Origin of the sequence: Flavobacterium cupriresistens, assembly GCF_020911925.1 — a bacterium.
GTDB classification, from domain to species: domain Bacteria; phylum Bacteroidota; class Bacteroidia; order Flavobacteriales; family Flavobacteriaceae; genus Flavobacterium; species Flavobacterium cupriresistens.
Genome location: NZ_CP087134.1, coordinates 2,650,460 through 2,671,934, shown reverse-complemented (window position 1 = coordinate 2,671,934; position 21,475 = coordinate 2,650,460). Strand labels below are relative to the sequence as shown.

The window sequence follows — 21,475 nt, the reverse complement described above, 5'->3', positions numbered from 1 at the left end:
ATCTTACAAGGGTAAAACATCAATCATGATACCTACAAGGCCAAAAAAAGACCTTGCAGAATCTGTTATTTAAACTTTAGTGAATAAAAAAAGTCTCAGTTCCCAGTCACAGTCTTCAGCGTATACTGAGAACCGGGACTGAAAACTGAGACTCTAAAGACTAAGTCTTAAAAACTACTTCTTAGCGTTCTCGATTTTTCTTTGATCGATACGATTCTGAGCAATTGTAAGCGCTGCTTTATGTGTAGTCATTCCGTTTTTCACAGCGTAATCGATAATTTCTAAAGTTGTATTGTAGATATTTTCGGTTTTACTCATGATTTCGGCTTTACCGTAGTGCTCTAATTCAGCGTAAACATTGATAATTCCACCCGCGTTGATTAAGAAATCCGGCGCATATAAAATACCTCTTTCCTGTAATCTTGCTCCGTGTACATTCTCATCTGCCAACTGATTGTTAGCTGCTCCGGCAATAACTTTAGCTTTTATTTTGTTTACAGTATCATCGTTGATGGTTGCTCCCATTGCACATGGTGCATAAATATCAACATCTGCAGTATATAAATCTTCTCCGGTATAAATTGTAGCATTGTATTTTGAAGCTACTTGGTACAATTTTTCTTCGTTGATATCGGTAATAGTCACTTGTGCTCCTTCTTTAGTCAAATACTCAACCAAAGTTTCACCCACGTGTCCAATTCCTTGAACCAAAACTTTTTTACCATCTAAAACATCAGAACCAAACTGACTTTTTGCAGCCGCTTTCATTCCTAAATAAACACCGTAAGCCGTTACAGGAGAAGGATTTCCTGAACCACCTCTTTCTTCAGAGATTCCGGTAACATAAGGTGTTACATCTCTAACGGTATCCATATCTTTAGTCTCCATTCCAACATCTTCAGCTGTAATATATCTACCACCTAAAGAGTGAACAAATTCGCCAAACTTACGCATTAACTCAGGAGTTTTTTGCGTTTTGGCATCACCAATAATTACTGCTTTTCCCCCACCAATATTCAGTCCGGTAATTGCAGATTTATAAGTCATACCTCTTGAAAGACGCAAAACATCGTTTAAAGCTTCCCATTCAGTATTATAATTCCACATTCTAGTACCTCCTAAAGCTGGTCCCATAACTGAATTATGAATACCAATAATTGCTTTTAAACCTGTATCTTTGTCATTGCAAAATACAATTTGTTCGTGATCGTTAAAAGATAACTGACCAAAAACAGGATCCATTTTTTGAAGTTCCTTTCCAGTTGTGAAAGTTGCATCCATAGCGCTACTATTTATTTGTTAAAATTATGAATTTGTCAAAAAGACATCTCAAACATAAACAAAAAATACACATGTGCTATTTTTTTGTCTTTAGAATAACAAATTAACAATCAATTTATTGTGAACAAATTGCGTTTTCTATTGCTTTTTATTTAAAGCAATTCACAAAACCAATATCATTTTAACATTGAATATCTTAAAAAAATGAAAGAATTACGCTATTTAAACAAATACTTCATCAAATATAAATATAGTTTCTCTTTAGGAATTTTAATCACCATAATCGCACAAATTTTTTCATTATTCACTCCAAAGCTAATTAGCAGGTCATTAAGTGCTATTGAAAAGTTCGACAAATTACCAAAAGCCGACCAGGCATCGAAAACAATTATCGCTTCATACCATCAGGATTTGATTCATAATGTACTGCTAATCATAGCTACTACCATTGTTGCGGGCTTCCTGACCTTCTTAATGCGTCAGACTTTAATCGTAATGTCACGTCATATTGAATTTGATCTAAAGAATGAAGTCTTTAAACAATATGAAAATCTCTCCCAAAATTTCTACAAACAAAATAGAACCGGAGATTTAATGAACCGAATCAGCGAAGACGTATCAAAAGTACGTATGTACGTTGGCCCTGCCGTTATGTATACGATAAACACATTCATCCGTTTTGCCATCGTGATTATCTATATGTATAGTGTATCTCCCTTACTGACTTTGTATACGATTTTACCCTTACCTATACTCTCTTATTGCATTTTCAAACTAAGTTCAGCCATCAATAAAAAAAGCACCATCTTCCAGCAATATTTATCTAAAGTTTCGAGTTTCTCTCAGGAAATCTTTTCAGGAATACGAGTAATAAAGGCTTATTCTTTAGAAAATCAACATCAAAACAACATGGTTGCTCTTGCTGACGAAAGCAAGAAAAAGAGCTTGGATCTAGCCAAAGTACAATCCCTTTTTGGTCCCCTAATGATTGCTTTAATCGGAATCAGTAACTTGGTGGTGATTTATTTTGGCGGTGTTATGTACATTAATGGCACCATTCAAAGCATCGGAACTATTGCTGAGTTTATCTTATATGTAAACATGTTAACCTGGCCTGTTGCTTCATTAGGATGGGTTTCTTCTATGGTTCAGGAAGCCGAAGCTTCGCAAAAACGTCTAAATGAATTTTTGAAAATTGAACCGGAAATCAAAAATAACAATCAAAATCCATCTGATATTCAAGGCTCCATTTCTTTTGAAAACGTGAGTTACACCTATGAAGACACCAATATTGAGGCACTTAAAAATGTAACTTTCACAGTAAAAAAAGGAGAAACTTTAGCTATTTTAGGAAAAACCGGTTCCGGGAAGTCAACAATATTATCACTCATTTCACGTTTATATGATGTTACGCAAGGAAAAATCACAATTGACCAACATGAAATAAGTACTTTAAATTTAAATGATTTAAGAAACAACATTGGAATTGTTCCTCAGGATGCTTTTTTATTTTCAGATACTATTAAAAATAATATCAAATTTGGAAATCAGAATGCGACAGACGAAGAAGTTATTAAAGCTGCACAAAACGCTGTTGTTCACGACAATATAATTGCTTTCAACAAACAATATGACACTGTATTAGGAGAAAGAGGTATCACCCTTTCGGGCGGACAAAAGCAACGGGTTTCAATTGCGAGAGCGATTATTAAAAATCCGGCTATTTTACTTTTTGACGATTGCTTATCTGCAGTCGACACAGAGACAGAAGAGACGATTTTGAACAATTTGTTCGAAATTTGTAAAGATAAAACGACAATAATTGTCAGTCATCGGGTTTCTTCAGCGAAAAATGCCGACAAAATTATCATCCTTGAGGACGGTAAAATCATCCAACAAGGCTCTCATAATCAATTAATAAATCAGGAGGGTTATTATTCTTCGTTATATTTGAAACAACTTTCGGAAAAAGAATTACTTTAATTGTTGTGTAATCGATAATTTTTTATGATTTTTGAGTACTATTAATTCCAAAAATGATAGAACGTATTATGAGAGAAAATGACATGTTAGAAAAAGAAGAGATTTTTTCTAAAGTATTACGAGCAGGGAGAAGAACTTATTTCTTTGATGTGAGAGCGACAAAGGCTGACGATTATTATATCACAATTACCGAAAGCAAAAAATTTACTGAAGAAGATGGTTCATTTCACTTTAAAAAACACAAAATCTACTTATACAAAGAAGATTTTAGTGCTTTCGCTGAAATACTTGAAGAGATGACTTCGTATGTCTTGAACCACAAAGGCGAAGAGGTAATTTCTGAAAGACACCAAAAAGATTTTAAAAAAGAGTACGGTTCTGATAAACCTGAAGGACAGAGATCTAGCTTTACTGATATTGATTTCGACGATATTTAGTCCTAAAAATAGCTTTTTAAAAAGTACGAGTCCAACATGTCCTGCATTTTGGACTTTTTTTATACCTTTAAATTATCGCTTCCTTTTCCAAAACCCGCAACAATGAAAAAAAAACTGCTACTTCTCTATTTCTTCTTTACTGCAAGTATCCTTTTTGCTCAAAAAACGGAGTATGAAATAAAATCCAATATTCAGTATTACGATTCTGCAACAAATAAAAATGACAATTACATTAACCAACGTTGCGTATTAGACATATATTATCCTAAAAACAAAAAGGGCTTCGCAACGATTCTTTGGTTTCATGGCGGGGGCCTAAGCGGAGGGCATATGGAAATTCCGGAAGCTCTGAAAAACAAAGGTTTTGCCATTGTAGGTATCAATTACAGATTATCGCCAAAAGTAAAAGCGGCTAAATGTATAGAAGATAGCGCAGCTGCCGTTGCCTGGGCTTTTAATAATATTGCAGATTACGGAGGTGATCCGGAACTGATTTTTGTTTCCGGACATTCCGCTGGAGGCTACCTGACTTCAATGATTGGTCTGGATAAAAAATGGTTACAAAAAGAAGGCATTGATGCCAATAAAATTGCAGGACTTATCCCTTTTAGTGGTCAGTGCATTACTCATTTCGAAATCAGAAAAGAAAATGGAATTCAAAATACACAAGCAACTATCGATAATTACGCACCAATTTATCATGTTCGTTCCGATGCTCCACCAATCTTACTAATAACCGGAGATCGTGAAATGGAAATGTTGGGTCGTTATGAAGAAAACGCTTATATGGCCCGTATGATGAAACTTGTGGGACACAAACAGACCAAACTTTTTGAGTTAGACGGTTATGGTCACGGAATGACTGAACCGGGCTTCCCATTACTCTTAAATGAAGTTAACCGAATTATAAAACAACGCGAAAAATAACCTTTAAAAACAAATCCACGGCAATGGAAACAAATTTATTAATACTACCCGGACTAGGAAACTCAGGCGAAAAACATTGGCAAACTTTCTGGCATGAAAAATTCAAAAACTCCAAACGAATTGTACAGGACAATTGGGATGAGCCTATTCGTACCGAATGGATCGAAAGATTAAACGAGGAAATTTCCAAACTAAACAGTCCAACCATTCTTGTAGCGCATAGCTTAGCCGTCTCATTGGTATTGCATTGGGCCACTTCAAATTACAACAAAAATATTGTCGGTGCACTCTTAGTAGCTCCCGCAGATGTAGACTCTCCTGAACATACTCCGGAATCCATCAGAAATTTTTCTCCAATACCAACTATAAAATTACCTTTCCCGTCTATTGTTGTAGCCAGCGAAAACGATCCTTACGCCTCTTTTGAGCGAAAAAAATACTTTGCCCAAATGTGGGGAAGTGAACTTGTCAACGTAGGACAAAAAGGCCACATCAATTCAGATTCCGATTTAAAATACTGGGAAGAAGGACAGTTAATTTTACAACAATTAGTTGCGAAAATTAGTACTATTTAGTCTCAGTTTTCAGTCTCAGTCTCGAAAAGCGGAATTGTGGTTGCGAAATGTAACCTGTAAGATGTAAAATGTAAAGCGTCTAATCTAAACTGAATACTGAGACTGAGACCGTGACTGAACACTGAGACTGAGACTGAGACTAAAAACTAACCAATCCGCAAGCCATTTTCGATTTTAAAATCAGGAGCCAGTAAAATCACATCACCCTCATCACCTACAGCACCAAGAACCAGGCATTCACTATTGAACTTCCCTATTTGTTTTTTAGGAAAATTAACAACGGCTACAATCTGTCTGTTAAGCAGCTCTTCTTTTGTATATCGTTTGGTAATTTGTGCAGATGATTTTCTGAGGCCAATTTCCACACCAAAATCAATTGTAAGCTGATAAGCCGGTTTTCGGGCTTCGGGAAAATCATTTACACCGATTATGGTTCCTACTCGCATATCGGTTCTTTCAAATTCACTCCAGGTTAAATCCATTTTTATGTCGTCTTTATTTACAAACCTAAAAATTTTGTAATTATTGCCAGCAATTCTATAACTTTTTTTTGCACTTCATTTTTAATTTTACTAATCAAATTAGTATTGCCAACATTAAAAAATACGAAAAATGGAAAATAGTTTTATAAATACCTTCACTTCTTTTAGAGATACCGATCCTGATCTTGATGTAAAAGCACGAAACACTGATAAATACATACAAACTGCTCAAAACGTAAAACTATATGTAAGGGACTATGGCAAAGGGAAACCGGTCATTTTAATTCATGGCTGGCCACTGTCTAATGAGATGTGGGAATACCAAATTGATTTTTTGGTTCAGAACAACTTCAGAGTAATTGCCTATGACCGACGTGGATTTGGAAAATCTTCACAACCTTGGGATGGCTACGATTTTGACACTTTAACAGATGACCTCAACGAAATAATCGAACAACTTCAATTGGGCGATTTTACACTGATTGGTTTTTCTATGGGCGGTGGAGAAGTCGTACGTTACTTTAGCCGACATGACGGAAGAGGCGCTACTAAAGCGGTTCTAATCTCCTCAATTATCCCTTTTCTTTCAAAAACGGAAGACAATCCCGATGGCCGTCCAAAAGAGAAAGCCGATGCCACTGCTGCCGCAATCAAGGAAGACCGAATTGGTTTTCTGGATAATTTCGGAAAGACATTTTTTGGCGTAAATGTGATCAACAAACCGGTAAGCAATGCTTTATTAGAATATTACCGCATGCTTTGTTCCTTTGCTTCGCCACGAGCCACTTTGAAATGTGCCGAATCGCTTACGAATACCGATTTTAGGAGTGAGTTAGATACTATAAAGGTTCCAACATTACTCATTCACGGAACAGATGATAAAACCGTACCGATTGACCTAACATCAAAAAAAGCAGCGGAATCAATAGTAGATAGCACCTTCATTACCTATGAAGGCGCACCACACGGATTGTTTTATACCGAAAGGGATCGCTTAAATAAAGATCTGGTGAATTTTCTAAATTCTTAACTAATTAACTAATGCCCAAAGTGCTAATGTATTTTACAATAATAGCTTCTTTGGGCATTTTTATACCATTGCGCTTTCTTTTACAGAATTTAAAGGTTATTTTTGGATAAATATATTCCTAAAATGGCACGAACTTCTTCCAATATGATTCCGCTTGGAACAGCAGCTCCAAACTTTAATCTAAAAGATACGAATTCAAATAATACGTATTCTTTTGACGAATTAAAGGGAACAAAAGGCACTTTGGTTATATTTATGTGTAATCATTGTCCATTTGTACTGCATGTTATTCCCGAAATTATCATGATCGCAAATGATTATCGTGTTCAGGGAATTGGAGTAATTGCGATTTCCAGCAATGATATTGAAAAATACCCGCAGGATGCTCCGGAACTCATGACGGAATTTGCTTTTCAACACAAAATAGATTTCCCCTATTTATTCGACGAAACACAGGAAGTTGCAAAAGCTTTTGATGCTGCCTGTACTCCCGATTTTTATCTGTTTGATGCCAGCGATCGTTTGTTTTATCGTGGGCAATTAGACGATTCAAGACCTAATAACGGAATTCCATTAAGCGGGAGCGACTTACGAAGTGCTATAGATGCGTTAATATATAACCGAACTTTAAAAGATTTACAGAAGCCAAGTATTGGTTGTAACATCAAATGGAAATAACCGTCCTAACTTTTCAAAAAGTTTAAGTATCTTTACGAATTCACCCAAACGATCACTCATGGCGAGTATTATACTATCAACCGTTTTTATACTACTGTTTTCTTTCAGGAGAAAACCGCTTGCCGTTGCATTTATTTCACATAGTAAGGCCTTTATTAATTAGGCCTCCGTCTACTTCAATTTCTTCTTTCAGGCGGAGGATTTACCTCTTTTTTAATTTGTTTATTTGAAAGAAGCTCTCTTCTGTCAAATAATCCTGTTTCAACCAACATCCCATTTACATTCATTTACTTCTAGTCACAATCTGTATATTTTGTACATGTTGAGAACCGGAACCATTACTTTTTTTTCAAATAAATAAACAATAATAACACTATGAAACCAACCCCTATTTTCAGCTCCACAGATTATCAATTACTTCGGGAATTGATTTTAAAAAGTAAAAATGCTATTAATGCAAAAGAAATCGGTCAGCTTTCTCATGAACTAGACCGTGCGATTATCAGTAAAGACAGCACTCCTGATCCTTTAGTGATCCGAATCAATTCATTTGTCACTATTGAAGATGTAAAAGCCAAGAAGCAAATGAAAATTCAAATTGTACTACCTTCATTGGCAGATGTAAAAGCGGGGAAAATTTCTATACTGGCTCCTTTAAGTGTAGCCATAATTGGATTTAAAGAAAACGATGAAGTCGATTGGGAGTTACCTGCCGGAATAAAATCTTTAAAAATAATTGCAGTGAGCAATACTTAATCTTTTAAACACCTCTTTTATGCAGGTGTTTTTTTATGTCTTGTAGGAATAAAAAAAAAAGCATCCCGATTACAGCATGCTTTTTTAAGTCGTTTACAATTGTGAATTAATATAATTCGTAATAGAAGCCATTTGAGTACCGTCTAAATGCGCTTTTTTACCCATTCTTACTAAGATTGGAGTCCATTCTTCCTGTGTAAATTTTTTAGGTTCGTACAATTTATGGCATTTTGCACAATTGTTTGAATACAAGTTTTGACCTTCCGCCAACTCAGGTGTCAATGTTACCCCTTTAGCAGTTTCAGTTGGTGGTACGGCTGGCTCAGTCGCAGCAACCGGAGCTGACTTTTGAGTACCGCAAGAAGCCAAAAATAAGGCCAACGCGGCAAAGGTTAAAAATGTTGATTTCATTAGCTTTGTTTTTTAAGTAAATATAAAAAAATCCCATTCGTAAATGAATGGGATTTATTATTTAGACAGTATTTAAATTAGAACAAAGCGGTCTAATTTCTTATTTTACTTCCATTAATTCAACGTCAAAAATCAAAGTTGCGTTTGCCGGAATAACTCCTCCTGCACCTGCAGATCCGTATGCTAAATGAGAAGGAATAACAAAACGAGCTTTGTCTCCAACTTGTAATAAAGCAATACCTTCATCCCAACCTTCGATAACCTGACCTTGACCTAATCTGAATTCGATTGGTTTTTTACGTGGGTAAGAAGAATCAAAAACTTTTCCTGTTTCTAAAGAACCTTCGTAATGTACCGCAACTGTTTTACCAGCTTCAGCTCTTTTACCATCTCCTTTTTGAATCATTTTGTAACGTAACCCACTTTCTGTTTTATCAAAACCAGCAGCAAGTTCTTCCATTTTAGCTTCAGCAGCCGCTTTTTCATTTGCTTCACGTTTAGCACGAGAACCTTCAAAAGTTCTGAAAGCTTCGATAGCATTCCATTTTTGAGCTTCTTCTCCTACTCTTACAATTTCTAAAGTTTCAAGAGCATCTCCCTGAGCAATTGCATCAACGATATCTTGTCCTTCAATTACGTGACCAAAAACAGTATGTTTTCCGTCTAACCAAGAAGTTGGAACGTGAGTGATGTAAAATTGAGATCCGTTTGTTCCTGCTCCTGCATTAGCCATAGCCAAAACTCCCGGACGATCGTGTTTCAAACTTGGGTGAAATTCATCATCAAATTTGTAACCAGGACCACCTGTTCCAGTTCCCTGAGGACAACCTCCCTGAACCATGAAATCAGGAATTACACGGTGAAATGATAATCCATCGTAATATTTATTCCCTTGTGGTTTGATTTTATTTTCTAAATTTCCTTCTGCCAATCCTACGAAGTTACCAACTGTACCTGGCGTTAAATCGTGAGTCAATTTTACTAAAATTGAACCTTTGCTAGTATTGAATTTAGCGTATATTCCGTTTTCCATTGTTATTATTTTTAATTTTGATTGCAAATTTACAAATTAATTCTATATCAACTTGTGCTTTCTATTTTTTCGATTTTGATTTATAAGTAACTCCATAAACTATCAATGCCAGTAGGGCCAGAACAGCACATCCGATGGTCACAGCATGCCATCCGCCTAATTTCCACAATAACAATCCGTAAGCCGATCCTGCCGCAGTTCCCAAGAAACTAAACGACATAAATACGGTATTTAATCTGTTTCTCGCTTCAGGCAAAAGCGAATAAACGCGGGTTTGATTTGAAATGTGAACGCCCTGAATTCCAATGTCAATAAAAACAATTCCGATCACAATTCCGATTACACTTTCTATTGAAAAATAGAAAACCATAAAACTGATTAACATCAACAAACAACCGTAACCCACTGCAACTCTAGGATTTCCTTTGTCTCCCATTTTACCAACCAAAGGTGCTGCTAAAGCTCCTGAAGCTCCGACAATTCCAAAAAGTCCTATTGTGGCACTATTAAATTTAAAAGGCTCACCTGAAAGCAATAACACCATTGTGGTCCAGAATGCTCCAAATTGTGCGAAACAAAACACATTGATTAGAGTAGCTTCCCGTAAAACCGGTTGTGTTTTTATCAGTGTAAACAGTGATTTAATTAATTGACCGTAAGAACCATCAAATTGAGGTTTATTGACCGGTAATTTCTTCTGAATGGCAAAAAATATCAAAGTACAAATTCCTGCTGCAATCCAAAACATCGATCTCCATCCGAAAAGCTGGCCAATGAATCCGCTTAATGTTCGGGAAAGCAAAATACCAAGTAGTAATCCGCTCATAATTGTTCCAACAACTTTTCCACGTTGTTCCGGAGCAGTTAAAGAAGCTGCCAAAGGCAAAATAAGCTGTGGCACTATCGAAGTGATTCCGATAAGCAATGATGCAATTTGCAGAACAAAAAAGTTTGTAGACGTCGCAGCAATAATTAAAGCAATTACCGTGGCAAAAGTCGTCATTAAAATTTGCTTTTTACGTTCGATTTTGTCCCCAAGCGGTACCATAAAAAACAGTCCGATCGCATAACCTGCCTGAGTCAGATAGGTAATGGTTCCGGCACTTGCTTCGGGAATTTTAAATTCGTTGGCGATTAAAACAATCAAGGGTTGGCAGTAATACAGGTTTGCAACTATCAGTCCGGTGCAAGCTGCCATGAATAAGACATTCGTTTTAGATAAATTCATTTTGCAAAAATACTATTCTAATTTCAACCTAAACTTTAAAAAAATTATAATTTTTTAGGTACTTTTTTCTTGAAGGGCAAAGGTTCGGAGGTACAAAGGTTCAGCGTTTCTTTGAATCTTTTTTTCAAACCTTTATCCCCTTGTATTTTTTTTAAAAGCTCAATCTCTATGTCAGACTGAGCGGAGTCGAAGCCCTTTTTGCCTAACCAGCCTTCGACTACGCTCAGGGTGACAATAGTTCATAAAAGAACGTTTAATTGATATTTAGAAGGCGTTTTTAACGAAACAAACAGAGAAGTCGCAGCGTCACAAAGTTTTTTTCACTTTTCACTTTTTAAACCGCTGTACCTTTGCGCCTTTAAACCTAAAACTTCATAAAATCTTCCCGCATTGGGCTAAAAACATCGGTTAAAAGTCCGCTTTCTAAACAAACAACACCGTGAATGGCATGAGGAGGAATATAAAAACTGTCTCCTTCTTTTAAAGTCTGTGTGACACCATTAATTGTAACATCAAATTTACCGCTTGCAATATAGGTTACCTGCGAATGATAGTGTTCGTGCAAAACGCCAATTCCTCCTTTTTCAAAATGAACATTCACCAGCATGACTTTATCATCATAAGCCAGAATTTTACGCTTGATACCTTCCCCTACTACTTCCCACTCTATTTCATCGCCTTTTATAAACATTTTACTCGATCCGAAACTTTGCATATTTGTTTTATTTTTAATTGAATTCTTTCATTTGTTTTTCAAAATTCCTGATAAATTTAAGAAGGTTGAGCAACGTTTTTTCATCCGTAATATTTCCATCCAAATCTAATTTGCCTCTTATTCCCTGTATCAAAAGTTGAGTTTCCTCATTAAATTTAGCTTCAATAGTTTTCATTATTAACTCTAATTGCTCATGGCCTTTTTCTCCGGACGCAGAAGCCGTGATCAAACCTACCTTTTTATTTGAAAACACCGTAGTAGAAACACACCATTCTAAGGCATTTTTCAAACTTCCGGGCAAACTAAATACATATTCGGGAGTACAAATTATGACCCCACTTGCGGTCTCAATTTTATTTCTGAAAGCCTGTACTTCTTCGGGTGGATTTTCGGTATCCAGATCCGGATTAAAATGAGGAATACGTTCTAAATCTTCGAATATTTCTACCGTAAAATCACTGCTTATGTTTTCCGAAATGAATTTCAGAATTTTAAAGTTATTCGAGTTCTTTCTCGTACTTCCTGAAATAGCCATTATGATTTTCTGCTCGCCCATTGCCTTTATTATTCTGCAGAAACAGCAAATTCTACCGCCGCTTCCGAATGAATTTTTGTCGTATCAAAAACCGGAACCGGAACGTCTTCCTGACTAATCAGCATGGGAATTTCGGTACAACCCAAAATTATTCCCTCTGCTCCGTTTTCAATTAATTTTTCAATAATTGAGAGATAGGCTCTCTTGGTTTGTTCTTTTATTATTCCTCGTCCTAATTCTTCTTTTAAGGTTTGCTGCACAAAATCTCTTTCTTCCTGAAGAAAAGGAACAATGGCTTCTATGTTATTTTCTGCCAGTTTTTTGAAGTAAAAATCCATTTCCATAGTGAATTTCGTTCCCAACAAACCGACTTTTTTCAATCCTTGTTTCTTTATTGCATTTGCTGTGGCGGTCACTACATGTACAAATGGTAAATTAATTTCCTGCTCCAGTCTGTCTGAAACCGCATGAGCCGTATTGGCACACAAAACAATGGCATCGGCACCGCTTTTTTCGAGGTTTTTGCAGGCATTTAAAAGCAAATCAAAAGTGGCATCCCAATTTCCGTTGGTGTTATTTCTTTGAAAATCATCAAAATTCACCGAGTAAATAATGCATTCGGCGAAATTAAGTCCACCTAACTTTTCGTTGATGCCTTCGTTGATAAATCGGTAATAATCAATTGTCGAAATCCAACTGATTCCGCCTACAAGTCCTATTTTTTTCATAGTTGTATTTTTCAATTCTAAGGTTTTATTTTGGTTATTAAAATCGAGTACTCGCAAGATCGCGTTTCATTAACTGCAATTCACGCATCAAATTATTTCGCTCAAAATAAGTTGCGAGTTCATTCAATCTTTTTTTGTTATCGTATTTTAAACCGGAATTTATTTTTTTCTGACAGTTTGAGCACAATCGGATAGAATGTTCATCTGTCTCCGGGATACTATTTGTTCCATTCATCACGCAATTGGCCTCAATACAATGGGCTAATCCAAACATGTGCCCGAGTTCGTGTGAACTTACTTTCAACAATCGAGATAAACACAGATTGAAATTGGCCTCTGTTAATTTTTCATCTTGTAATCTATAAATGGAACTTACTCCTATTTTCTGTGTGTACGACGCTAATCCAAAAACGTAATTCCAACTAGAGGAAGGAAATAAATCCAGTTCTGTCAATCCCATTACGGCAATTCGGTTTAATGGCTTATCCTTTTTTAAAACACTGTCTAAAATATAACCTGCCAACAGCTGCTCCTGCTCTTCTCTTCCTATTCTTCTGGCATGATCAGGAATAATATTATTTGAAGCGGTTTCCAAAATTTTGGTGTCCAATTGAAAATAGATTTGCAGATACTCCCTCGTCAATTCAATTTGTTTGGTTTGCAAAGCCGTAAAACTGCCAATTGGTTTTATATAAATAATATTCGCCTCTTTGGTTGGAATAATGTGTTTTGATTTCATGAATTTTTCAAAACTCTGCCCTTTTTCGTCACGATCATACAACCAGTCGCCGGGCGCAGGTGGAGCAAGCGCAACATCATTCTCTTTTATATCTTCGAAATAGGCATTTTCTTTATTTGAATTACAGGAATAAAAAAGTACAATAACTAAAAGAAAAAATTTTCTCATATAAGCTTTGGTGTGAGATTAAAGGATTGGAAATAGATTTACGGTTTATTTTTATAGCATTAAAGAAATAAAATAATTTTAAATTGACTGTTACCTGGCTGTTATGAATCATAAAAGCGCTTCCGAAATTCTATTCCGGGTCTTGAATTCAAAAAGTAAATCTAGCTTTATTTATCAGAATTTGAATCATCAAAGTTGTCAAAATAGGTAAAATCCTGTGTTATTTTTCCTTTATCAATTGTAAAAATCTTGCAGATTGGTAGTTTAAATTTTGTGCTATCAGCAGCTGTACCTGTTGAGACTAGTTCTACAATTATATGTTGTTCATCTGAGGGATAAATTTTAACGATTTCACTATGCAAATCGGCAAACAGGGTATTTAGCTTATTGTATTTAGTAATGGTTTGTCTCCGGGTTTGAATGGTCATCTCGGGTCCAAATGACGGATCCTTAAAATCTGCTATTGGCGAATACAGCGTTGCCAGTTCGTTCCATTGGTGGTTATTGTAATATTCGAAATATTGTTTTACTATTCTTTCCTTCTTTGACGGATCCAAATTGGGTGTTTTTACCTGATCCTTGCAGGAGTACACTATAAAAATCATACTGAAAAGCAGCGCTACATTTTTCATACTAAAAGGATTATTTTAAGTCCGACCAACTTCTTCCTATTTAAATTAAAAATACTAAAAAACATCCGATAAATCTTTATGTCATTAAATGTTTGGCTATTTTATTTCAACCATAAATCTTCAATTTTTAAATCTTTAAAATTTCGCTACTTTTTACTTTGTATCTTTGCCGCACAGAACTATTGAAGAAAAGAAATGCGAATTGATATTATAACGATTTTGCCGGAATTATTAAGAAGTCCGTTTGAGGCTTCCATTATGAAACGTGCTATTGACAAAGGTTTGGTCGAAGTACATTTTCATAATTTGCGTGATTATACGACAAACAAACAAAAAAGTGTCGACGATTATCCGTTTGGCGGTGGTGCCGGAATGGTGATGACGGTTCAACCTATTGATGCCTGCATCACACATTTGAAAAGCGAACGTGAATACGATGACATCATCTATATGTCTCCGGATGGTGAAACTTTAAACCAAAAAATGGCCAATACCATGTCGATGTATGAAAATATCATCATTTTATGCGGTCACTATAAAGGGGTTGATCAAAGGGTTCGCGATCATTTTATTACAAGAGAAATCTCGATTGGTGATTATGTTTTATCGGGTGGAGAATTAGGTGCTTTGGTTTTATCCGATGCTTTGATCCGATTAATTCCGGGTGTTTTGAGTGACGAAACCTCTGCATTAACAGACAGTTTTCAGGACAATTTACTTTCGGGTCCGATCTATACCCGTCCCGCAGATTATAAAGGATGGAAAGTCCCGGATGTTTTAACCAGCGGACATTTTGCCAAAATTGATAAATGGCGTGAGGATATGGCGTATGAGCATACTAAGAACAGGCGTCCGGATTTGTTAGAGGAGCAGTAGGTTGTAGTCTCAGTTTGCAGTCTCAATCCTAGTCTCAGTTTGCAGTCTCAGTCTCAACCTTCAGGATAAAAAAACAGGAATTAAAACTAAAAAAATACAAATGTCACGCTGAGCGAAGTCGAAGCGCTTCGCTCAGCCTGACACTAAATTATTACTAAGCACCCAGACTAAAAAACTTCAAAATAATTACTTGTACGTTTTTAGCTTTTTTCATACATTTATAAGATTGAATTTCAACAATTTAAAAAATAGAACTATGAAAAATGCGCTACTAAAACTTACTTTTTGCCTTGTGTTTCTAATTTCGTCTGCGGGTATTGCACAGGCTTTAAACAAAAAGTCCTTAACCTCTGAATTAGGTAAAACAGAAGGAATTTCTTTAGACGCCAAACAAAAAAGCAGTTTTGACAAAGCCAATAATGACCTTGTTACCGGATTATTTGACCTCGACAAAAAGAAACTGCCACAAGCAGACCGGGACAGTAAAATAGATGGTTTGTTTGACAAAAGAGATAAAAGCTTATCTTCTTCATTAGGAGCTGACAAATACACCGATGTGAAGAAAAAAACAGATAAAAACATCAAACAACTGAAACGAAAAGTTAAATTAGCCAAGCTCGTTCTGTAATTATCAATCAGAAAATTTCTTTGGTCGAAACGTTTGAGAACTAGTTTACAGTCTCAGTTCTCAGTCTCAGTACGAAAACCAAAATTAGCAACTGACAGTCAGAATCTTACTTCTGAAAAACACTTAAAATTACAGACAATAAAAAAGTTGCAAATTAAAACTAAAGTTGTATTTTTGCAGCCGAATTAGACTAACCTCTGGCGAGATCCGTGAATGTTACTCTATAAAAAAACCATAATTAAAATTATCATGGCAGATTTAATGAAATTCGTTCAAACCGAATTAGTTGCTAAAAAAGATTTCCCTGTTTTCGGAGCTGGAGACACTATTACAGTTTTCTACGAAATTAAAGAGGGTGAAAAAACAAGAACTCAGTTTTTTAAAGGAGTTGTTATTCAAAGAAGAGGTTCTGGTAACACAGAAACTTTTACTATTCGTAAAATGTCAGGAGCTATTGGAGTTGAGCGTATCTTCCCAGTAAACTTACCAGCTTTACAAAAAATTGAAATCAACAAAAAAGGAGCTGTACGTAGAGCTAGAATTTTCTACTTCAGACAACTTACTGGTAAAAAAGCTAAGATTAGAGATAAAAGAAGATAATCATTTATCTTTTTGTCATAAAAAATCCGTTTCATATTATTTGAAACGGGTTTTTTTTATGCCTTCTTTTTAAATTAATAAAACCGTAATTTTTTAATATCAAAACGATCAATTTGATAATTTAAAGACTTCGAAATAACAATCTGATAATTTGTTTAATTCTCCTTAAAACGCAACCGTTTTCGGAGTGTTTTTATTATATTTGCTCCGCTCATTTTGAGCCGACTATACCTTTTAATTACCATTTCGCGGTAATACGATTATAAAAAAAAAGAAAATGACACAAAATTCAAAAATTTTTTACACCTTAACTGATGAGGCGCCATTGTTGGCGACTTACTCTTTTTTACCTATTGTTCAAGCGTTTACCGCAACGGCTGGTATTGCAATTGAAACAAGAGACATTTCGTTAGCAGGCAGAATTTTATCTAATTTTCCTGAGGTTTTGACAGATGCTCAAAAAACGGTTGATGCTTTGGCTGAACTTGGTCAATTGGCAACACAACCGGAAGCCAATATTATCAAATTACCAAACGTTTCTGCTTCAGTACCGCAATTAAAAGCGGCTATTACTGAATTGCAGTCACACGGTTATAACATTCCAAATTATCCGGAAGAGCCTCAAAACGATGCTGAAAAAGAAATCAAAGCTAAGTATGCTAAAGTTTTAGGTTCTGCTGTAAATCCTGTTTTACGTGAAGGAAACTCTGACCGTAGAGCGCCAAGAGCGGTAAAAAACTTCGCAAAATCAAATCCTCATTCCATGGGTGCGTGGTCTGCTGATTCTAAAACCAAAGTAGCTTCTATGCCAAATGGTGATTTCTACGGAAGCGAAAAATCACTTACTGTAACGGAAGCAAATGATGTAAAAATCGAATTTGTTGCTAAAGATGGATCAACTACAGTTCTTAAAGCCAGCACTCCATTAAAAGCAGGTGAGATTATTGACAGTTCTGTATTACACTTAAATGCTTTAAAAAGTTTTGTTGCTGAAACTATCACAGAGGCAAAAAAAGAAGGTGTTTTACTTTCTGTTCACTTAAAAGCGACAATGATGAAAGTTTCAGATCCAATTATCTTTGGCGCTATCGTTGAAGTTTATTTTGCTGATCTTTTCAAAAAATACGAAACTTTATTCAATGAATTAAACATCGACACCAGAAATGGTTTGGGTGATATTTATGCTAAAATTGCAGGAAGACCTGAGCAAGCTGAAGTAGAAGCTGCTATTGACGCTGCGATCGCTAACGGTCCTGCATTAGCAATGGTAAATTCTGATAAAGGAATTACCAACCTGCATGTTCCTTCTGACGTTATTGTTGATGCTTCTATGCCGGCAATGATCCGTACTTCAGGACAGATGTACAATAAAGAAGGAAAACAACAAGATACTATCGCTATTATCCCGGATCGCTCTTATGCCGGAATTTATACTGCAACTATTGATTTCTGTAAAAAACATGGTGCTTTTGATCCTAAAACAATGGGAAGTGTTCCTAACGTAGGTTTAATGGCTCAAAAAGCAGAAGAATACGGATCTCACGATAAAACTTTTCAAATGAAAGAAGAAGGTGTTGTTCGTGTAGTTGATAAAAACGGAACTGTTTTGATGGAACAAAGTGTTGAAGCAAATGACATTTTCAGAATGTGTCAGGCTAAAGACGCTCCAATTCAGGACTGGGTTAAACTAGCGGTAAACAGAGCTCGTTTATCTGATACTCCGGCTGTTTTCTGGTTAGACGAAAACAGAGCGCATGACAGAGAATTGATCGTAAAAGTTCAAAAATATCTTAAAGACTACAATACTGTAAACTTAGACATCCGTATTTTAAATCCGGTTGCTGCTACAGAATTTACTTTAGACAGAATCATCAAAGGATTGGATACAATCTCTGTAACAGGAAACGTTTTACGTGATTACTTAACGGACTTATTCCCAATTTTAGAATTAGGAACTTCTGCTAAAATGCTTTCTATCGTTCCGTTAATGAACGGTGGAGGATTGTTCGAAACCGGTGCAGGTGGTTCTGCTCCTAAACACGTTGAGCAATTTACAGAAGAAGGTTATTTACGTTGGGATTCATTAGGAGAGTTTTTAGCACTTGGAGCTTCATTAGAGCACTTAGGTCAGACTTTAGACAATTCTAAGGCGCTTGTTTTATCTGAAACTTTAGATCAGGCCAACGACAAATTCTTGGCAAATGATAAATCTCCGGCACGTAAAGTAGGTCAAATTGACAACCGTGGTTCTCATTTTTACCTTGCTTTCTATTGGGCACAGGCATTAGCTGCTCAAAATAAAGATGCTGAATTAAAAGCAATTTTCACTCCAATTGCAGCTCAATTTGAAGCAAACGAAGCTAAAATTGATGCAGAGTTAATCAGTGCTCAGGGGAAACCTCAAACACTGGGCGGATACTATCAGCCAACTCCTGAATTAGTAAGCAAAGTAATGCGTCCGAGCGCTACATTCAATGCAATTCTTGCTGAAATAAAATCATAAGCAGTTTTTATTATATTGCTATTAAAGAAGACAACCTCAAACGGTTGTCTTTTTTTATTAACTCATATTTAACAATCGTTCGACACTATATTTTAATAAGAATTGTTAACTATGTATATCAAAACCACGACAATGATTCCAAAAAAAATTAACCTTTTTATTCTTCTTGTTCTAACGGCTCTCACTTCATTTTCTCAAGAAAAATTCACATTAAGCGGTACCATAAATGACTTTAAAAATAATGAAACCTTAATCGGGGTAAACATTTATATTCCTTCCTTAAAAATCGGAACTACAACAAATGAATACGGTTTTTATTCCTTAACTATTCCCTCCGGTAAACACGAAATCGAAATCAGTTATGTGGGCTATCAAACCATTCAAAAAACAATTGACTTAAATCAAAACACTAAAACTAATTTTTCGCTACAGGAAGGTGGTGAAGAACTTCAAGAAGTTGTAATTACGGATAACAAAGGTAAGATCAACATCAAATCGCCTGAAATGAGCACCAATAAACTTTCGATTTCAACCATCAAAAAGATGCCGGTTGTTATGGGTGAAGTCGATGTTTTGAAATCGATTTTGTTGCTTCCGGGTGTTACCAATGCCGGTGAAGGCGCTTCGGGATTTAATGTCAGAGGCGGTGGAGCAGATCAGAATTTAATTTTGTTAGATGAAGCCACTATATTTAACTCTTCGCACGTATTTGGATTCTTTTCGGTTTTCAATCCCGATGCTATTAAAGATTTAAAACTATACAAAGGCGGAATTCCGGCACGATACGGCGGAAGAGCCTCCTCTGTCCTCGATATTTACCAAAAAGACGGAAGCAGCAAAGGTTTTCATATGAATGGCGGAATCGGATTAATCTCAAGCAGATTGCTGGCAGAAGGTCCGCTGGTAAAGGACAAAGGTTCTTTTTTGATTGGAGGAAGAGCCTCTTACGCCCATCTGTTTTTAAAATTATCCGAAGACCAAAAAGACAATTCTGCCTATTTTTATGATTTGAATACTAAATTGAGTTATAAATTAAATGACAACAACAGTTTGTATTTATCAGGGTATTTTGGTCGAGATGTTTTTAGCATTAATAAAAGCTTCTCGAATACTTACGGAAATACAACTTTAAATCTTCGTTGGAATCATCTGTTTTCCAGTAAAGTATTCTCCAATTTATCTTTAATTTACAGTGATTATTACTACGGTCTTGATTTAGATTTGGTAGGTTTCAAATGGGATTCCGGAATTAAAAACTACAACATCAAATACGATTTCAAACATTATATTTCAGACAAGTTCAAATTGAATTATGGTATAAACGGAATCTACTACGGATTTAATCCCGGAACGATCAAACCGACCGGAACTACTTCAGGGATTAATCCTGATCAATTAGATAAAAAATATGCTTTTGAACCTGCGGTTTATATCGATGCCGAAAGTCAGTTTTCAAAAAGAATTACGGTTTCTTACGGATTGCGTTACAGCTTATTTTATCGTTTAGGCGAATCTACTATTAATTATTATGACAACGATAGTCCGGTTATTTTTGACTCTAATACGCAGATTTATAAAAAAGGAACTCCAATCTCAACGAAGTTTTATGGCAAAAATAAGGTTATTCAGAGTTACGATAATCTGGAGCCGAGATTCGCAATTTCTTATCAATTAAACGATGATGAGGCCTTAAAAGCCAGTTACAACAGAATGGCGCAATACCTTCAATTGATTTCGAATACCTCATCACCCACTCCGCTTGACGTCTGGATGCCTAGTGACAATTACATCAAACCTCAAATCGCCGATCAGGTTGCCTTGGGTTATTTTAGAAACATCAACAACGGAGCTTACTCGCTTGAAGTGGAAGCATATTATAAAAAAGTTCAAAACCGTTTAGACTATATCGATGGTGCAGATCTGATTGCCAATGATGCTATTGAACAGGTCATTCTAAACGGACGTATGAGATCGTATGGTCTAGAACTAATGCTTAAAAAAAATGAGGGTAAATTTAACGGATGGGTTTCTTATACCCTCTCCAAATCAGAACAACAAACACCGGGAAGAACTCCAGAAGAAACCGGAATAAACGATGGTCGCTGGTACAACTCTGTTTATGATAAAACACATAATTTAGCGGTTACATCGGCTTATAATTTAAACGAAAAATGGTCTTTTGGTGCTAACTTTACTTTACAGTCCGGACAGCCTGTTACCTATCCGAATGCGCAATACGAATATTTAGGAATAACGGTACCAAGCTACGGATTGAGAAATGAAAATCGTCTACCAGCTTACCATCACTTGGATATCTCGGCAACATTGACACCAAGAAAAAACAAAGACAGAAACTGGAAGGGAGAATGGGTTTTTAGTATTTACAACCTATATAATCGCCAAAATGCGGCTTCTATTAACTTCCGTCAAAATGTAGACACCGGTGCAAACGAAGCTGTGAAAACCTCCATTTTTGGGATGGTACCGGCAGTAAGTTACAATTTCAAATTTTAAAAATTATTTTCTTCCA

General features: G+C 35.9%; 21 protein-coding genes and 1 pseudogene. 12 read left to right on the top strand and 10 right to left on the bottom strand.

From position 1 onward, the window contains the following. Positions 1-174: 174 nt before the first annotated feature. Complete coding sequence (locus LNP23_RS11485; protein ID WP_047775457.1) at positions 175-1,281, bottom strand: Glu/Leu/Phe/Val family dehydrogenase; 1,107 nt, start codon at positions 1,279-1,281, stop codon at positions 175-177. Positions 1,282-1,485: 204 nt separating this feature from the next. On the opposite strand from LNP23_RS11485, the gene LNP23_RS11480 reads away from it, so the two are divergent. The 4 genes from LNP23_RS11480 (at position 1,486) to LNP23_RS11465 (ending at position 5,203) form a co-directional block, all read left to right on the top strand. Continuing rightward, positions 1,486-3,264, top strand: a complete 1,779-nt coding sequence (locus LNP23_RS11480) for an ABC transporter ATP-binding protein (protein ID WP_230004994.1) — start codon at positions 1,486-1,488, stop codon at positions 3,262-3,264. A 68-nt stretch (positions 3,265-3,332) separates the two neighbouring features. Next, a complete protein-coding gene (locus LNP23_RS11475) occupies positions 3,333-3,701 on the top strand; it encodes a PUR family DNA/RNA-binding protein (RefSeq protein ID WP_029268690.1) in 369 nt (122 codons plus the stop codon). 102 nt (positions 3,702-3,803) lie between these two features. Beyond that, complete coding sequence (locus tag LNP23_RS11470) at positions 3,804-4,628, top strand: alpha/beta hydrolase (protein ID WP_230004993.1); 825 nt, start codon at positions 3,804-3,806, stop codon at positions 4,626-4,628. Positions 4,629-4,651: 23 nt separating this feature from the next. Next, positions 4,652-5,203 (top strand): RBBP9/YdeN family alpha/beta hydrolase, encoded by a 552-nt coding sequence (locus tag LNP23_RS11465; RefSeq protein WP_230004992.1) that lies wholly within the window; start codon positions 4,652-4,654, stop codon positions 5,201-5,203. 146 nt (positions 5,204-5,349) lie between these two features. Here LNP23_RS11465 and LNP23_RS11460 read toward each other — a convergent pair whose 3' ends face one another. After that, positions 5,350-5,685, bottom strand: a complete 336-nt coding sequence (locus LNP23_RS11460; RefSeq protein WP_230004991.1) for a tRNA-binding protein — start codon at positions 5,683-5,685, stop codon at positions 5,350-5,352. Between the two features lie 130 nt (positions 5,686-5,815). On the opposite strand from LNP23_RS11460, the gene LNP23_RS11455 reads away from it, so the two are divergent. The 3 genes from LNP23_RS11455 (at position 5,816) to LNP23_RS11445 (ending at position 8,149) form a co-directional block, all read left to right on the top strand. Further along, entirely contained in the window at positions 5,816-6,715 is a 900-nt protein-coding gene (locus tag LNP23_RS11455; RefSeq protein ID WP_230004990.1) for an alpha/beta fold hydrolase, read from the top strand. Positions 6,716-6,838: 123 nt separating this feature from the next. Beyond that, positions 6,839-7,393: a thioredoxin family protein gene (locus tag LNP23_RS11450; protein ID WP_230005157.1), complete on the top strand. Its 555-nt coding sequence runs from the start codon at positions 6,839-6,841 to the stop codon at positions 7,391-7,393. A 375-nt stretch (positions 7,394-7,768) separates the two neighbouring features. Then, positions 7,769-8,149: a GreA/GreB family elongation factor gene (locus LNP23_RS11445; protein ID WP_230004989.1), complete on the top strand. Its 381-nt coding sequence runs from the start codon at positions 7,769-7,771 to the stop codon at positions 8,147-8,149. Between the two features lie 93 nt (positions 8,150-8,242). Here the strand turns inward: LNP23_RS11445 and LNP23_RS11440 are convergent, their stop codons facing one another. From LNP23_RS11440 to LNP23_RS11405, 8 genes and pseudogenes are all read right to left on the bottom strand, one after another. Beyond that, positions 8,243-8,560, bottom strand: a complete 318-nt coding sequence (locus tag LNP23_RS11440) for a cytochrome c (protein ID WP_230004988.1) — start codon at positions 8,558-8,560, stop codon at positions 8,243-8,245. Positions 8,561-8,660: 100 nt separating this feature from the next. After that, positions 8,661-9,593: a peptidylprolyl isomerase gene (locus LNP23_RS11435; RefSeq protein ID WP_047775443.1), complete on the bottom strand. Its 933-nt coding sequence runs from the start codon at positions 9,591-9,593 to the stop codon at positions 8,661-8,663. A 61-nt stretch (positions 9,594-9,654) separates the two neighbouring features. Further along, the gene (locus LNP23_RS11430; RefSeq protein WP_230004987.1) at positions 9,655-10,821 is read right to left on the bottom strand and encodes an MFS transporter; all 1,167 of its coding nucleotides are present in this window, start codon (positions 10,819-10,821) and stop codon (positions 9,655-9,657) included. 364 nt (positions 10,822-11,185) lie between these two features. Further along, the gene (locus LNP23_RS11425; RefSeq protein WP_230004986.1) at positions 11,186-11,536 is read right to left on the bottom strand and encodes a cupin domain-containing protein; all 351 of its coding nucleotides are present in this window, start codon (positions 11,534-11,536) and stop codon (positions 11,186-11,188) included. A gap of 13 nt (positions 11,537-11,549) precedes the next feature. Continuing rightward, complete coding sequence (locus LNP23_RS11420) at positions 11,550-12,092, bottom strand: NADPH-dependent FMN reductase (protein ID WP_230004985.1); 543 nt, start codon at positions 12,090-12,092, stop codon at positions 11,550-11,552. 8 nt (positions 12,093-12,100) lie between these two features. Beyond that, positions 12,101-12,799: an aspartate/glutamate racemase family protein gene (locus LNP23_RS11415; protein WP_230004984.1), complete on the bottom strand. Its 699-nt coding sequence runs from the start codon at positions 12,797-12,799 to the stop codon at positions 12,101-12,103. Positions 12,800-12,836: 37 nt separating this feature from the next. Beyond that, positions 12,837-13,706 carry an archaemetzincin gene (locus LNP23_RS11410; protein WP_230004983.1) on the bottom strand — a complete coding sequence of 290 codons (870 nt, stop codon included), beginning with the start codon at positions 13,704-13,706 and terminating at the stop codon, positions 12,837-12,839. 167 nt (positions 13,707-13,873) lie between these two features. Beyond that, positions 13,874-14,176 (bottom strand): annotated as a pseudogene (locus LNP23_RS11405) (nuclear transport factor 2 family protein); the annotation flags it as partial. A 357-nt stretch (positions 14,177-14,533) separates the two neighbouring features. Between LNP23_RS11405 and trmD the strand changes: the two are divergent. The 5 genes from trmD (at position 14,534) to LNP23_RS11380 (ending at position 21,459) form a co-directional block, all read left to right on the top strand. After that, the gene (gene trmD, locus LNP23_RS11400; protein WP_230004981.1) at positions 14,534-15,214 is read left to right on the top strand and encodes a tRNA (guanosine(37)-N1)-methyltransferase TrmD; all 681 of its coding nucleotides are present in this window, start codon (positions 14,534-14,536) and stop codon (positions 15,212-15,214) included. A gap of 256 nt (positions 15,215-15,470) precedes the next feature. Next, positions 15,471-15,842, top strand: a complete 372-nt coding sequence (locus LNP23_RS11395) for a hypothetical protein (protein ID WP_230004980.1) — start codon at positions 15,471-15,473, stop codon at positions 15,840-15,842. A 249-nt stretch (positions 15,843-16,091) separates the two neighbouring features. Next, the gene (rplS, locus tag LNP23_RS11390; protein ID WP_047775758.1) at positions 16,092-16,442 is read left to right on the top strand and encodes a 50S ribosomal protein L19; all 351 of its coding nucleotides are present in this window, start codon (positions 16,092-16,094) and stop codon (positions 16,440-16,442) included. Between the two features lie 277 nt (positions 16,443-16,719). Continuing rightward, positions 16,720-18,945: an NADP-dependent isocitrate dehydrogenase gene (locus LNP23_RS11385; RefSeq protein WP_230004979.1), complete on the top strand. Its 2,226-nt coding sequence runs from the start codon at positions 16,720-16,722 to the stop codon at positions 18,943-18,945. 132 nt (positions 18,946-19,077) lie between these two features. Beyond that, positions 19,078-21,459, top strand: coding sequence for a TonB-dependent receptor (locus tag LNP23_RS11380; RefSeq protein ID WP_230004978.1), 2,382 nt, complete (start codon positions 19,078-19,080; stop codon positions 21,457-21,459). The last annotated feature ends 16 nt before the right edge of the window (positions 21,460-21,475 follow it).

Excerpts from the sequence above, each read along its gene's own strand:
- LNP23_RS11485 (WP_047775457.1), bottom strand. The coding sequence starts at position 1,281 with ATGGATGCAACTTTCACAACTGGAAAGGAACTTCAAAAAATGGATCCT.
- LNP23_RS11480 (WP_230004994.1), top strand. The coding sequence starts at position 1,486 with ATGAAAGAATTACGCTATTTAAACAAATACTTCATCAAATATAAATAT.
- LNP23_RS11475 (WP_029268690.1), top strand. The coding sequence starts at position 3,333 with ATGAGAGAAAATGACATGTTAGAAAAAGAAGAGATTTTTTCTAAAGTA.
- LNP23_RS11470 (WP_230004993.1), top strand. The coding sequence starts at position 3,804 with ATGAAAAAAAAACTGCTACTTCTCTATTTCTTCTTTACTGCAAGTATC.
- LNP23_RS11465 (WP_230004992.1), top strand. The coding sequence starts at position 4,652 with ATGGAAACAAATTTATTAATACTACCCGGACTAGGAAACTCAGGCGAA.
- LNP23_RS11460 (WP_230004991.1), bottom strand. The coding sequence starts at position 5,685 with ATGGATTTAACCTGGAGTGAATTTGAAAGAACCGATATGCGAGTAGGA.
- LNP23_RS11455 (WP_230004990.1), top strand. The coding sequence starts at position 5,816 with ATGGAAAATAGTTTTATAAATACCTTCACTTCTTTTAGAGATACCGAT.
- LNP23_RS11450 (WP_230005157.1), top strand. The coding sequence starts at position 6,839 with ATGGCACGAACTTCTTCCAATATGATTCCGCTTGGAACAGCAGCTCCA.
- LNP23_RS11445 (WP_230004989.1), top strand. The coding sequence starts at position 7,769 with ATGAAACCAACCCCTATTTTCAGCTCCACAGATTATCAATTACTTCGG.
- LNP23_RS11440 (WP_230004988.1), bottom strand. The coding sequence starts at position 8,560 with ATGAAATCAACATTTTTAACCTTTGCCGCGTTGGCCTTATTTTTGGCT.
- LNP23_RS11435 (WP_047775443.1), bottom strand. The coding sequence starts at position 9,593 with ATGGAAAACGGAATATACGCTAAATTCAATACTAGCAAAGGTTCAATT.
- LNP23_RS11430 (WP_230004987.1), bottom strand. The coding sequence starts at position 10,821 with ATGAATTTATCTAAAACGAATGTCTTATTCATGGCAGCTTGCACCGGA.
- LNP23_RS11425 (WP_230004986.1), bottom strand. The coding sequence starts at position 11,536 with ATGCAAAGTTTCGGATCGAGTAAAATGTTTATAAAAGGCGATGAAATA.
- LNP23_RS11420 (WP_230004985.1), bottom strand. The coding sequence starts at position 12,092 with ATGGGCGAGCAGAAAATCATAATGGCTATTTCAGGAAGTACGAGAAAG.
- LNP23_RS11415 (WP_230004984.1), bottom strand. The coding sequence starts at position 12,799 with ATGAAAAAAATAGGACTTGTAGGCGGAATCAGTTGGATTTCGACAATT.
- LNP23_RS11410 (WP_230004983.1), bottom strand. The coding sequence starts at position 13,706 with ATGAGAAAATTTTTTCTTTTAGTTATTGTACTTTTTTATTCCTGTAAT.
- trmD (WP_230004981.1), top strand. The coding sequence starts at position 14,534 with ATGCGAATTGATATTATAACGATTTTGCCGGAATTATTAAGAAGTCCG.
- LNP23_RS11395 (WP_230004980.1), top strand. The coding sequence starts at position 15,471 with ATGAAAAATGCGCTACTAAAACTTACTTTTTGCCTTGTGTTTCTAATT.
- rplS (WP_047775758.1), top strand. The coding sequence starts at position 16,092 with ATGGCAGATTTAATGAAATTCGTTCAAACCGAATTAGTTGCTAAAAAA.
- LNP23_RS11385 (WP_230004979.1), top strand. The coding sequence starts at position 16,720 with ATGACACAAAATTCAAAAATTTTTTACACCTTAACTGATGAGGCGCCA.
- LNP23_RS11380 (WP_230004978.1), top strand. The coding sequence starts at position 19,078 with ATGATTCCAAAAAAAATTAACCTTTTTATTCTTCTTGTTCTAACGGCT.